We start from the raw sequence: 12,475 nt of genomic DNA, 5'->3' as shown, positions 1-12,475 counted from the left end.
TCGTGCGGCCCCGCACTTTCAATCGTCATACGCACTTCCTGGGTAATCAGGTCAGCCAGCATCTGATACACCTTGTGAGTCTGTTCCACCTGCGCATCGCCGGTGTCACTAATATAGCCTTCATCACGCAGCGTCAGCACCAGTGAGGAGAACACGGCCTTATCGAAAAACTCCGGCGAATTGATGCCGTGCAGTACCGACAGGCGTTGAGCCATAGTCCGGCTCTCTTTCTCCAGCGTGCCGCGGTTGATCGACGGATTCGCGCTGAGGATAGAGAAGGTGATGGCATAACGCTGCAAGGTTTCGCGCACGCCAGCAGCCAGCAGTTGCAAGGTCGGGAAGCGGGCCGGGCTCAGGCGCAGCGTTTGATCATCGGCGGTAAGCAGACCCTGACGAGCCATCTCACTGACCAGTGAATCCAGCACCGCAGGCAGATCTTCTTTATTCCAGTGCAGGAACAGCTCGCTCTTCAGCATCGGGTAAATCACACTGATCTGTCGCAGCAACTCGGCCCGGTTAAGTTCGCGGTAATGCGTCAGGATCACCGCTATCAGCGATGGCATCACCAGCATATGATGAACGTTGTTGCGATAGTAAGTCATCAGCACCGCTTGCTCACGCGGCAGCACGATGATTTCGCCGATGTTATCCTGCTCAATCTCGAACTTGTTCATGCTTAACGCGTGGTTAAGCAGCGCTTCCGGCGTCATATCTGGCACGGTAGAGTCCGGCGAATACGGCACGTTACGCAGTAACTGAACGTAGCATTCTAACTGCTCAGTCAGCTGTTCGCGGGTTAGCGAGCGTTGACGGGAAGCGAGCAGGGCAGTCACGCACAGGTTCATGGCATTTGCCGCACCGGCATTGTTGATGCGCACCATGACTCGCTGTGCGATGTCATTTACCGCTGGCGTCAGCCATGCCGGACGCTGCGCTTCGATGGGGTCGATCGCATCACGCCATTCAGGCACATGCTTGTTCAGGTAAGTCACCAGAGGTAAAGGTTCACCAAAGTTGACATAGCCCTGTCCGAGGTTGCGCAGCTTACGCAGCCCACGCACCATCTGCATAAAGCCTTCTTTCTCTTTCGTCGCGCCACGCAGCTCTTTGGCGTAAGTCCCCACTTCCATCACATGCTCATAACCGATGTAGATCGGCACCAGCGTGATAGGGCGGTTACCGCCACGCAGCATCGCCTGAATAGTCATCGACAGCGTGCCGGTTTTCGGATCAAGCAGACGGCCAGTACGTGAACGGCCCCCTTCAACAAAGTACTCAACCGAGTAACCACGGGTGAACAGCTCACCGAGGTATTCACGGAATACCGTTGAGTAGAGCTTGTTACCTTTAAAGGTACGCCGAATAAAGAACGCGCCCAAACGGCGGAAAATGGGGCCGGCCGGCCAGAAGTTCAGGTTGATCCCGGCGGCAATGTGCGGTGGCACCAGACCCTGGTGATACAGCACATAAGAGAGCAGCAGGTAATCCATATGGCTGCGGTGGCAGGGCACGTAAACAATCTCGTGGCCATCCTGAGCCAGCTGACGCACGCGCTCGCCGCCATTGACGTTAATGCCCTGATACAGCTTGCTCCACGTCCAGCCCATGATGCGGTCCGTCAGACGGATCGCTTCATAAGAGAAGTCTGCGGCAATCTCTTCCATCAACTCAACGGCGTTCTGCTGGGCCTTTTCATGGGAGATTTTCTTGCTCCGGGCTTCGTCTTCAACAGCTTTAGCAATGGCTTTGGACTGAAGAAGCTTACTGAACAGGTCCTGACGTACTGGCAAACGAGGGCCAATAGCCGCCAGGCGCTGACGGGCAAAGTGCATTCTCGCCACTCTGGCCAGTTTTTGTGCAATGATTTTGTCCGTACCGTGCTCCGTGGCCATGCGGCGCAAAGAGACAATAGGCGAAAAGCGGACAAAGCTGTCGCGGCCTAACCACAGCACGGCGAAGAATTTCTGAATGCCATTCAGCACGCGTAGATGAGGCTGATCGTCACCCTGCACTTCGCGGCCTGGCGCACGGCCAAACATCACGGATACCGGCACCATCTGCACATCCAGCAGCGGGTTGCTGCGGTGCAAATCCAGGTATTCGTGAAACAGTTTTACCGACTCTACATTGGGCACGAAATAGGGGAAAACGCGAGGGCCGTCATGGATAAACACATGACGTGGCAGTACCGTACCGTCGATTTCCAGCGGATCTAAAGGATCGGGCAGATCCTGTTTACGGCATTGCTCACGCAGCGCCAGCAAATCGGCCTTTGAATCGTAAGGCAGCACATACATAATAGGACGCGATGTATCCAGTGCCAGCTCGGAAACCGGCTCGGCAGGAATCGCTTTACTCTTTACCAGGAATTTTACTGGTAAATTCAATAAGTTATAATATAAATTACGCCAACCTGACATAGATACCATGAAGCCTCTTGTTAGCAAAGCGCCGCAAGCATACCAGAAAGCGCCAGTGAGATCTGTGGTGTTGCAAAATGTGCGCCACCCAGACATTGACGTTAAACATCGCAAAGGGTTCCCTGATTATGGCAAATAACGTCACCGGATTGACTCGAATCATTAACGCAGCGGGTTATTCGTGGAAAGGAATACGTGCCGCCTGGCAAAACGAAGCGGCCTTCCGCCAGGAAGCCGTTGCCGGAATTGTTGCGGTAATTGTCGCCTGTTGGCTGGATGTGGACGCGGTTACCCGTGTGCTGCTGATTGGGTCTGTGATGCTGGTGATCATTGTTGAAATCCTCAACAGTGCGTTGGAAGCTGTGGTAGACCGCATTGGCAGCGAGATGCACCCTTTATCTGGCCGTGCCAAAGATATGGGCTCCGCTGCGGTACTGCTGACTATCCTACTCGCTGTTTTTGTCTGGGTAATGCTGCTAATTCCCTGATTGCGACCTGTTTTCCACATTCTGACAAACTGCTGTTTTTTCCGCATCTTTAGGTTTTCAACGCACAAATACCTGTATATACTCACAGCTGACTGTATAAACAACCAGGGGGCGGGATGAAAGCACTAACGGCAAGGCAGCAGCAGGTTTATGACCTGATACGCGACCACATTAACCAGACCGGCATGCCACCGACGCGGGCAGAAATCGCTGCGCAGCTCGGTTTCCGTTCCCCGAATGCCGCTGAAGAACATCTCAAAGCGCTGGCACGTAAAGGCGTGATTGAGATCGTTTCTGGCGCCTCTCGCGGTATCCGTCTGATGATGGAAGAAGTGGAAGGGCTGCCACTGATTGGTCGTGTCGCCGCGGGTGAACCTCTTCTTGCTGAAGAGCACATCGAGGGCCACTACAAAGTGGATCCAGAACTGTTTAAACCGGGTGCTGACTTCTTGCTGCGTGTTAGCGGCATGTCGATGAAAGACATCGGGATTATGGACGGCGATCTGCTGGCTGTGCATAAAACGCAGGATGTGCGAAATGGCCAGGTTGTGGTCGCGCGTATTGACGATGAAGTGACGGTCAAACGCCTGAAAAAGCAGGGCAATATTGTGCATCTGCTGCCGGAAAACGGCGAATTCCAACCGATTGTAGTCGATCTGCGCTTGCAGACGCTGTCGATTGAAGGTCTGGCCGTCGGAGTCATCCGTAACGGCAACTGGCTGTAATAGCCGGACCTTAATAATGCGCTGCTTCTGCGGCGCGTTATTGTTTGGGTAGCCAGTAATTCTTCCTTGAAGGGCTATTTTGCTACCCTGTTGCCCTTTAGCCAGTCGCGCAGCGGATGACCATGCGATTATTTTCCCCCTCAGATAACCAACTCTGGCGGCTGGCGCTGCCAATGATCCTGTCGAATATCACCGTGCCTTTATTGGGCCTGGTCGATACCGCTGTCATTGGCCATCTGGACAGTCCTGCCTACCTCGGCGGTGTGGCCGTTGGCACTACCGCCACCAGTTTCCTCTTTATGCTGCTGCTGTTCCTGCGGATGAGCACCACTGGATTAACGGCACAGGCTTTCGGCGCGAGTGATAAACCCGCCCTGGCCCGTGCGCTAATGCAGCCTTTATTGATTGCGCTGGCTGCCGGCCTGCTGTTTATCCTGCTGAAAACCCCGCTTAATCATCTGGCGCTCTCTGTCGTGGGGGGCGATCCTGAAGTGCTGCATCAGGCTGCGCTCTTTATGAATATTCGCTGGTTAAGTGCGCCTGCTACGTTGGCCAATCTGGTGTTACTGGGTTGGTTGTTGGGCGTGCAGTATGCGCGTGCGCCGGTAGTCCTGCTGATCGTGGGGAATCTGGTGAATATCGTGCTGGACCTGTGGTTTGTGATGGGGCTGGGCTGGGGCGTTCAGGGCGCGGCAGCGGCCACGGCGATATCAGAATACGTCACGCTGGTGATTGGGCTGTATATGGTCTGGCGGGTAATGAAGCTGCGGGGGATTTCACTGTCGATGCTGAAAACGGCCTGGCAGGGCAATATCGCAAGATTACTGCGGCTAAATCGGGACATTATGTTGCGCTCTTTACTGCTGCAACTCTGCTTTGTTTCGTTAACGATTTTTGGTGCGAGGCTGGGCAGTGAGGTTGTCGCTGTTAACGCCGTATTACTAATGTTCCTGACCTTTACGGCCTACGCGCTGGATGGCTTTGCCTATGCCGTTGAAGCCTGTTCGGGAGAAGCCTACGGCGCGAAAGATGCCAATAAACTGTTGGTGATCTGGCATGCGGCCTGCCGTCAGGCGGGGCTGGTAGCGCTGGCCTTCTCAATCATTTACGGAGTGGGTGGCACGCACATTGTGGCCTTGCTGACGTCGATACCTGAATTGCAACAGCAGGCCGACAGTTATCTGTTCTGGCAAATTGTACTGCCCGTCTGTGGTGTCTGGTGTTATTTGCTGGATGGCATGTTTATTGGTGCAACACGCGCCAGTGAAATGCGCAACGGGATGCTCATTGCTGCGTTGGGCTTTGGGGCAACGCTGTTCACCGTTCCTGTGCTGGGTAACCACGGTCTGTGGCTGGCCGTTGCCGTGTTCCTGCTGCTCCGTGGATTAACGCTCTGGCTGATCTGGCGCAGACACTGGCGTAACAACAGCTGGTTTGCCGGCTGAAATAATTAGTTACGTTCCTCTGCCGCTTCGTTATCCTCTGATCTGCCAGCTTTTTTTCTCTTTTTACTGTCACTTTTAGCCAAATAATTGGCTTAATCTCTCGTCCTGACGGGCAAACTCCCCATCATCTACTACAATTATCTGTACGTTAAGCAGTTAAGCAGCGTTTTATGTTGTTGCAATGTAGTCTGCGAAGACGATTTCCCTATAGATGTTAACCAAAAGGTCGAGGAGTTATAAAATGAATAAAGACGAAGCCAGCGGTAACTGGAAACAGGTGAAAGGCAAATTTAAAGAAAAATGGGGCAAGCTGACGGATGACGACATGACCGTCGTTGAAGGTAAACGCGATCAGCTTGTGGGCAAGATTCAGGAACGTTACGGTTATGAAAAAGATCAGGCTGAAAAAGAGCTCAGCGACTGGGAAAGCCAGAATAACCACCGTTTCTGATTGCAGTAAAATCTCTGACAAGATTTAGTTTCAGGACGATGCTCCTACCCCGGCACAAGGACAGTGCCATTTAATTCCTAAGCACTCCCTCTTCAAATCAATACATTCCTGTCTTTACTTCTCCCTACTTACCACGCTTCTTACTGGCGACGGTATGGTCATGCTGGCACGCATCCTGATGCGTACAGGCTTCAACCTCTACACAACCACGACACAATCCATGAGCTTCAATAACACTGGTAGCCAGTGCGAAGCCGGAAGTCAGGGCCAGCATTTTAAGAATATTTTCCACGCCTTCAGCCTGCTGCTCCGCAACAGATCCACACCGGTCGCAAATTAGCATCGCAGAAGTGTGGGAAGGTTGTTCGAAATGGTGGCAAACCACGTAGCTGTTGGTTGATTCCACGCGGTGGACGAAGCCTTGCTCCAGCAGAAAATCCAGCGCGCGATAAACCGTCGGCGGCTTAGCCTGAGGTTCGCTGGCACGAAGCAGATCCAGCAGATCATAGGCGCTGATGGCACCTTGGTGCTGGCTCATTAATCGCAATACTTCCATACGCTGAGGCGTCAGTCTGACATTGCGTTGCTGGCACAGGGCTTCAGCCTGCGACAGGATTTTTTCAGGACTGCTTGCATTCATAACTTTCCCCTCAGGTCAGATCAGTTTGTTATGTTATCACGTCCACTGTAAATCGCCGAATTCCGCCGTTAAAGCGCACACCCCGCACTGAAAGAGATTAACAGTCTGAAAAAACTCTAAAAATAAGTGGCATTTCCCTCAAGTGAAACTCATTAACCTATCTTATGGAATAAGCCATTTTTATCCGTACCGTAAAATTTCTATAAAACCCCATTAATGTAATTTGCAGCCTGTAACGTTACTGACTACCTTTTTACTGGGAGTTACTGAGATTCTGGCCTCCATTGACGGGATCAAAATGCTTATTGATTAGCCTGATAACAGATAAATAAACGGGCAATGAGCAGATAAGCCCCACCATTGTTACTTACTTCACAGCAATGAAAGGTTGCCTTTGTGTCCATTATTCAGGCAGCAGAAATATTCACGCTCCGTTGAGCGTTTTCCTCTTTGTCACGGTGGGTTCTAGGTAAAATGGCGAAATTAATCCGTAAGTTGAACAGCTTGTCCCGTCCTGTAGTTTTTCCCATCCTGTTTCTGGCTCCCCTGAGCGCTTTAGCCGCTGGCAACTATTACGATGCCCGTAATGACGCGATGGGTGGGACAGGTGTTGCCTCTTCTACCTACGGTACTGCGGTGCTGGCTAACCCCGCGTTGATGACCAAAGCGAAGCCTGACGATACGGTAAGCGTTATCCTCCCGGCTGCCGGTTTGCAGGTAACGGATAAAAACAACCTGGTAGATAAAGTTGACGACCTGTCCAACAGCGTCGATCGCTATCAGGATATTGCCAACAGCATCACCAGCTTTGCTGATTACTCCAAAGTGCAGTCGGCTGCTGGCGACTTAGCCAGCCAGCTGCGCGGAATCAAAGGCAATCAGGCTCATGGCACTGCAGGCGCGGCTTTCGCCGTGACGATTCCGAACGAAACATTGCCATTCGCTTTCGTGACTAAGGCCTACGGGACGGCTCATGTGACGGCTGATGTGACCCAAAGCGACATTGATTACCTTCAGGGCGTAGCCGATGGCACTGTGTTCCCACCAGTGCCGGGCGATCAGAGCAAACTGACTTCGGCTGGTCTGGGTCGCGGCGCCATTGTTTATGATTATGGTGTAGCCGTAGCGCACGAGTTCAACATTGCAGGGCATCCTGTTTCATTTGGCGTAACGCCAAAGCTGCAAAAAACCTACCTGTATAACTACAGCGCCTCGGTGTATAGCTACGACAAATCAGATTTCACCAACGGTCGCTATAAAAACACTAATACTGGCTTTAACCTTGATGCTGGTGCCGCCACCGATATTGGCGACAACTGGACGCTCGGTCTGAGCGCGCAGAACCTTATCTCCCGCGATCTCGATACCAAAGAAGTGAACGGCTACAAAGATACTTATCAGATCAGCCCAATCGTCACGCCGGGCGTGTCTTTCCATACTGAGCGACTGACCGCTGCGCTGGACGTTGACGTTACGCCAACCAAAGGGTTCAAAACGCAGGAAGAGAGTCAGTATGCGGGTGTGGGTGCAGAATACCGTGTGCTGAGCTGGCTGCAGTTGCGCGCCGGTTACCGTGCCGATATGAAGTCTAATGACACCAACGTGTACACTGCCGGTTTTGGTGTCTCACCGTTTGGCAAGGTGCATCTGGACCTGGCCGGTATGAAAGGCGACGACAGAACCTGGGGCGCCGTTGCCCAGCTGAACTTCACCTTCTGACAGGTCTGGTTTAATCAGCCAGAACGGATACACCGGGGCGGAAAATATTCTGCCCTGGTTTCTCTCCTCGCCTGTCCCAGATCTTTCCCCTGCATTTCATCCTGTCTTAAAGGTCTCCTGCCTTTGATCGGCATTCTTACTCTGTGCCAACGAAATAGCGGAGTTTGATACGCGCTGAAGCAGTCAGGGCTCCGGCTGGAATTGCTGTTTGCAGAAGGTGTGTCTCCGCCGCCAGGCGTGTTATCATTGCGCACATTATCGTCATTTGTTAATCACACCGAGTTTGCGCGCTTTATGACCCAGATTTTACCTGCACACCGTTTTTCTGTTGCCCCGATGCTTGACTGGACCGATCGTCATTGCCGATATTTCCTGCGTCAGTTAACACGTCATTCCCTGCTGTACACCGAGATGGTCACCACTGGTGCTATTGTGCATGGCAAAGGCGATTATCTGGCGTGGAATCAGGCAGAGCAGCCTGTTGCCCTGCAACTTGGCGGCTATGATGCCGCCGCGCTGGCCGAGTGCGCGAAGCAAGCGGAGGCGAGAGGTTACAACGAGATCAATCTGAACGTAGGCTGTCCTTCTGACCGCGTACAGAACGGCCGTTTCGGTGCCTGTCTGATGGGGGAGCCAACGCTGGTAGCGGATGGCATTAAAGCGATGCGTGATCAGGTGTCGATTCCGGTAACGGTGAAAACCCGCATTGGCATTGACGAACAGGACAGTTACGAATTCCTCTGCGAATTTATCCGCCAGGTTTCAGAGCAGGGCGGCTGTGAGAGTTTCATTATCCATGCAAGGAAAGCCTGGTTATCGGGGTTGAGCCCGAAAGAGAACCGTGAGATCCCGCCTCTGGACTATGAGCGCGTCTATCAACTGAAGCGAGATTTCCCGCATCTGACGATGTCGATTAACGGCGGAGTGAAGTCGCTGGAAGAAGCCAAAGTGCATTTACAGCATGTAGATGGCGTAATGATGGGCCGGGAGGCGTATCAGAATCCAGGGCTATTGGCGCAGGTAGATCGCGAGCTGTTTGGCAGTGAATTGCCAGCGGTAGATCCGGTTGCTGTAGTGCGGGCGATGTACCCCTACATCGAAGCCGAACTGGCGAACGGCACCTATCTGGGGCACATCACGCGACATATGTTGGGCTTGTTCCAGGGCATTCCTGGCGCTCGTCAGTGGCGACGTCATTTGAGTGAGAACGCCCACAAGCCTGGTGCGAATATTGAGACGGTTGAGCAGGCTTTGACGCTGGTAGCCGATAAAATCCCGGCGGCTGTATAGCGCTTGGGGTTAAGGTCAAGGCTGCATTGTTGGTAAGGCGTCAGCATAGCGCTCGTTATTCGAGACGCCCGTGAATACCCCTATGTAGGCCTGGCTGCGGCATCCCGGCTATCGATGCTCAACGAGCAATAACCTCAGTGTTGAGGGGGGAGTTTGGCGGATATACAGGTCAAAATCCTTCGCCTAAAATTCGTCAATCCTTCACCAATAAGTGATTAATTTAACTAACCTCGCAGCAACCTCATCCGGCTGACTTCATAAAATTCATGCACTTAGAAAATAACCAACCTGGCACGGATCTTGTAATAGTCCCTGTAGATTCTTTTCTGTGGAGCGACTCTGATGGAAATCTTATTTGTCCTTGGCTTCTTTGTGATGCTGTTGCTGACCGGGATCTCCGTGCTCGGGATTATCGCCGCGCTGGTGGTGGCCACTGTAGTGATGTTCTTTGGCGGGATGGTGGCGATTGTTATAAAATTGTTGCCTTGGTTGGCGTTGGCGGTCGTAGCGGTATGGATTTATCGAGCCTACAAAAAACCGAACTCGAAAGTGGACCGTTGGTTATCCCGGTAATATCAACGTGTTAGCGGGTAAATTAGTGTAAAGAATGCGTACTGGATCACAAGATGACAGATTGCATAGACGAATCGGCAATTAAACATATTATTTACTTATGAATTCTGTCAGGATGATTTCATTGAATTGACACGAATTCATCGCTCTGACCCTACAACCAGCGCGAACTAAAAAAAAGAAAAAAGGGGCTTCCTACGGGAAGCCCTGTTTGCATCTGGCGATCAGGGAATTAACAGACTGGAACCCTGAGTTGCCCGGCTTTCCAACGTCTTGTGCGCCTGCTGCGCATCTTTCAACGCAAACTTCTGCTGCTCAGGCACATCCACCTTGATTGCTCCACTGCCGATCAGGGAAAACAGCTCGTTACTGGCGCTGGTCAACGCGTCCCGGTTAGTGACATAACCATTGAGTGAAGGGCGGGTGACATATAACGACCCTTTCTGATTCAGGATCCCCAGATTCACTCCACTTACCGGACCGGAGGAATTGCCAAAACTCACCATCAAACCGCGACGTTGCAAACAGTCCAGCGAGGCTTCCCAGGTATCCTTGCCCACTGAATCGTAAACCACCCGCACTTTCTTGCCGTCGGTTAACTCGCTGACTCGTTTGGCGATGTCTTCTTCACGGTAGTTAATGGTCGCCCAGGCGCCGGCTTCTTTCGCGCGCTGCGCTTTTTCAGCCGAACCTACTGTGCCGATCAGGTGGGCACCTAAGGCTTTCGCCCATTGGCAGGCAATCAACCCCACTCCGCCAGCGGCTGCCTGGAAAAGGAAAATCTCATCTGGCTGCACAACATAGGTCTGGCGCAGCAGATAATGCACCGTAAGTCCCTTCAGGAAAGAGGCGGCTGCCTGCTCACAGGAGATGTTATCGGGAAGCAGGGCCAGCTTATCAACATGCACGGCATGGAACTCGCTGTACGCGCCCAGCGCAGATTGTGCATAAACCACGCGATCGCCAGGCTTAACTGCCGTTACGCCTTCGCCTACGCTCTTCACCACACCTGCGGCTTCTGTGCCCAGACCAGAAGGTAAAGCCGCCGGATACAGACCGCTGCGCATATAGGTATCGATGTAGTTAATACCGATAGCTTTATTCTCTACCACCACTTCCCCGGCTGCTGGCTCGGGCATCGCGACATCAATCAGTTGCATCACTTCCGGTCCGCCATGCTGGCTGATTTGTATACGTTTTGCCATGCTCACTCCTGTTGATTCCGCTGTATTGAGGGAGGACGACAGCATCCCAAACGGGTATACTTGCCCGTCCCCACACTCTTCGGTATTGCATCACTATGGCAGGAAATAAACCCACCAACAAATCCAACGAAAACCGTGAACCCCGAGACCGGCAGATGGAAGGGCTGAAACTGCCACCCCATTCTCTGGAAGCGGAACAGTCCGTGTTGGGCGGGTTAATGCTGGATAACGAACGCTGGGATAACGTCTCCGAACGCGTGGTCGCGCTGGACTTCTTCAGCCGCCCACACCGGATGATCTTCAGCGAAATGCAGCGCCTGCTGGAACTGGGCAAACCCATCGATCTGATCACGCTTTCCGAATCACTGGAAACGAAAAGTGAACTGAATCTGGTGGGGGGATTCGCCTATCTGGCCGAATTGTCGAAAAACACCCCAAGTGCGGCGAATATCGGCGCCTATGCTGATATCGTGCGTGAACGTGCGGTTGTGCGTGAGATGATCTCGGTCGCCAATGAAATTGCCGATGCGGGTTACGATCCTCAGGGACGGACCAGCGAAGATCTGCTCGATCTGGCAGAATCCCGCGTCTTCCAGATCGCGGAAAGTCGGGCGAACAAAGATACCGGGCCGAAGAGTGTGGATCAGATCCTTGAGGCGACGATCGCCAGGATCGAATCGCTTTACCAGACCCCACACGACGGTGTTACCGGCGTGGATACCGGCTATCCGGACCTGAATAAAAAAACGGCGGGACTTCAGCGCTCGGATTTGATCATTGTGGCAGCTCGTCCAGCGATGGGTAAAACCACCTTTGCGATGAACCTTTGTGAACACGCTGCCTTATCGCAGGATAAACCGGTGCTGATTTTCAGCCTGGAAATGCCCGGCGAACAGATCATGATGCGTATGCTGGCCTCGATTTCACGCGTGGATCAGACCCGTATTCGTACCGGTCAGCTCGATGATGAGGATTGGGCGCGTATCTCCAGCACCATGGGCATTCTGCTGGAGAAAAAGAACATGTTTATCGATGACTCCTCAGGCCTGACGCCTACGGAAGTCCGCTCCCGTGCTCGCCGTATCTTCCGTGAACACGGTGGCCTGAGCATGATCATGATCGACTACCTTCAGCTGATGCGTGTGCCTTCACTATCTGACAACCGTACGTTAGAGATCGCCGAAATCTCCCGTTCCCTCAAAGCGCTGGCTAAAGAGCTTCAGGTGCCTGTGGTGGCGCTGTCGCAGCTTAACCGCTCACTGGAGCAGCGTGCCGATAAGCGCCCGGTCAACTCGGACCTGCGTGAATCAGGCTCCATTGAGCAGGATGCCGACTTGATCATGTTTATCTACCGTGATGAGGTTTATCACGAAAACAGCGATCAGAAGGGCATTGCTGAAATCATCCTCGGTAAACAGCGTAATGGCCCGATCGGTACGGTGCGCCTGACCTTTAACGGCCAATGGTCGCGTTTTGATAACTATGCTGGCCCGCAATACGACGACGAATAACCCGCCAT

11 protein-coding genes are annotated in these 12,475 nt (G+C 52.8%); 8 read left to right on the top strand and 3 right to left on the bottom strand.

Annotation, left to right across the window (positions count from 1 at the left end):
• On the bottom strand, positions 1 to 2,420 hold a 2,420-nt coding region (gene plsB / locus WCC56_RS07870; protein ID WP_424691844.1), incomplete at its 3' end, for a glycerol-3-phosphate 1-O-acyltransferase PlsB.
• Positions 2,421 to 2,548: 128 nt separating this feature from the next.
• Between plsB and WCC56_RS07865 the strand changes: the two genes are divergently transcribed.
• The 4 genes from WCC56_RS07865 to WCC56_RS07850 all read left to right on the top strand — a co-directional run bounded on the left by WCC56_RS07865 (position 2,549) and on the right by WCC56_RS07850 (position 5,529).
• Entirely contained in the window at positions 2,549 to 2,908 is a 360-nt protein-coding gene (locus tag WCC56_RS07865; protein WP_013200345.1) for a diacylglycerol kinase, read from the top strand.
• A 116-nt stretch (positions 2,909 to 3,024) separates the two neighbouring features.
• Positions 3,025 to 3,633, top strand: a complete 609-nt coding sequence (lexA, locus tag WCC56_RS07860; RefSeq protein WP_424691841.1) for a transcriptional repressor LexA — start codon at positions 3,025 to 3,027, stop codon at positions 3,631 to 3,633.
• Between the two features lie 122 nt (positions 3,634 to 3,755).
• Complete coding sequence (gene dinF, locus WCC56_RS07855; protein WP_424691840.1) at positions 3,756 to 5,078, top strand: MATE family efflux transporter DinF; 1,323 nt, start codon at positions 3,756 to 3,758, stop codon at positions 5,076 to 5,078.
• 241 nt (positions 5,079 to 5,319) lie between these two features.
• Positions 5,320 to 5,529 carry a CsbD family protein gene (locus WCC56_RS07850; protein WP_424691839.1) on the top strand — a complete coding sequence of 70 codons (210 nt, stop codon included), beginning with the start codon at positions 5,320 to 5,322 and terminating at the stop codon, positions 5,527 to 5,529.
• 124 nt (positions 5,530 to 5,653) lie between these two features.
• Here the strand turns inward: WCC56_RS07850 and zur are convergent, their stop codons facing one another.
• Positions 5,654 to 6,169, bottom strand: a complete 516-nt coding sequence (zur, locus tag WCC56_RS07845; protein WP_424691838.1) for a zinc uptake transcriptional repressor Zur — start codon at positions 6,167 to 6,169, stop codon at positions 5,654 to 5,656.
• A gap of 474 nt (positions 6,170 to 6,643) precedes the next feature.
• Between zur and WCC56_RS07840 the strand changes: the two genes are divergently transcribed.
• From WCC56_RS07840 to pspG, 3 genes are all read left to right on the top strand, one after another.
• Positions 6,644 to 7,888 carry a conjugal transfer protein TraF gene (locus WCC56_RS07840; protein ID WP_424691837.1) on the top strand — a complete coding sequence of 415 codons (1,245 nt, stop codon included), beginning with the start codon at positions 6,644 to 6,646 and terminating at the stop codon, positions 7,886 to 7,888.
• A 294-nt stretch (positions 7,889 to 8,182) separates the two neighbouring features.
• A complete protein-coding gene (gene dusA, locus WCC56_RS07835) occupies positions 8,183 to 9,178 on the top strand; it encodes a tRNA dihydrouridine(20/20a) synthase DusA (protein WP_424691843.1) in 996 nt (331 codons plus the stop codon).
• Between the two features lie 342 nt (positions 9,179 to 9,520).
• On the top strand, positions 9,521 to 9,751 hold the full coding sequence (gene pspG, locus WCC56_RS07830) for an envelope stress response protein PspG (RefSeq protein ID WP_424691836.1): 231 nt from the start codon (positions 9,521 to 9,523) through the stop codon (positions 9,749 to 9,751).
• Positions 9,752 to 9,975: 224 nt separating this feature from the next.
• Here pspG and WCC56_RS07825 read toward each other — a convergent pair whose 3' ends face one another.
• Entirely contained in the window at positions 9,976 to 10,956 is a 981-nt protein-coding gene (locus WCC56_RS07825) for a quinone oxidoreductase (protein ID WP_424691835.1), read from the bottom strand.
• A 95-nt stretch (positions 10,957 to 11,051) separates the two neighbouring features.
• On the opposite strand from WCC56_RS07825, the gene dnaB reads away from it, so the two are divergent.
• The gene (gene dnaB, locus WCC56_RS07820) at positions 11,052 to 12,467 is read left to right on the top strand and encodes a replicative DNA helicase (RefSeq protein ID WP_424691834.1); all 1,416 of its coding nucleotides are present in this window, start codon (positions 11,052 to 11,054) and stop codon (positions 12,465 to 12,467) included.
• Positions 12,468 to 12,475: the final 8 nt, after the last annotated feature.

The organism is Erwinia sp., from assembly GCF_049696395.1.
Lineage (GTDB): Bacteria > Pseudomonadota > Gammaproteobacteria > Enterobacterales > Enterobacteriaceae > Erwinia.
This window is presented reverse-complemented; position numbering and strand designations above follow the sequence as displayed.

What these genes read in the sequence shown, in the direction of transcription:
- WCC56_RS07840 (WP_424691837.1), top strand. Translation starts at nt 6,644, where the DNA reads ATGGCGAAATTAATCCGTAAGTTGAACAGCTTGTCCCGTCCTGTAGTT.
- pspG (WP_424691836.1), top strand. Translation starts at nt 9,521, where the DNA reads ATGGAAATCTTATTTGTCCTTGGCTTCTTTGTGATGCTGTTGCTGACC.
- dinF (WP_424691840.1), top strand. Translation starts at nt 3,756, where the DNA reads ATGCGATTATTTTCCCCCTCAGATAACCAACTCTGGCGGCTGGCGCTG.
- dusA (WP_424691843.1), top strand. Translation starts at nt 8,183, where the DNA reads ATGACCCAGATTTTACCTGCACACCGTTTTTCTGTTGCCCCGATGCTT.
- zur (WP_424691838.1), bottom strand. Translation starts at nt 6,169, where the DNA reads ATGAATGCAAGCAGTCCTGAAAAAATCCTGTCGCAGGCTGAAGCCCTG.
- WCC56_RS07865 (WP_013200345.1), top strand. Translation starts at nt 2,549, where the DNA reads ATGGCAAATAACGTCACCGGATTGACTCGAATCATTAACGCAGCGGGT.
- dnaB (WP_424691834.1), top strand. Translation starts at nt 11,052, where the DNA reads ATGGCAGGAAATAAACCCACCAACAAATCCAACGAAAACCGTGAACCC.
- lexA (WP_424691841.1), top strand. Translation starts at nt 3,025, where the DNA reads ATGAAAGCACTAACGGCAAGGCAGCAGCAGGTTTATGACCTGATACGC.
- WCC56_RS07850 (WP_424691839.1), top strand. Translation starts at nt 5,320, where the DNA reads ATGAATAAAGACGAAGCCAGCGGTAACTGGAAACAGGTGAAAGGCAAA.
- WCC56_RS07825 (WP_424691835.1), bottom strand. Translation starts at nt 10,956, where the DNA reads ATGGCAAAACGTATACAAATCAGCCAGCATGGCGGACCGGAAGTGATG.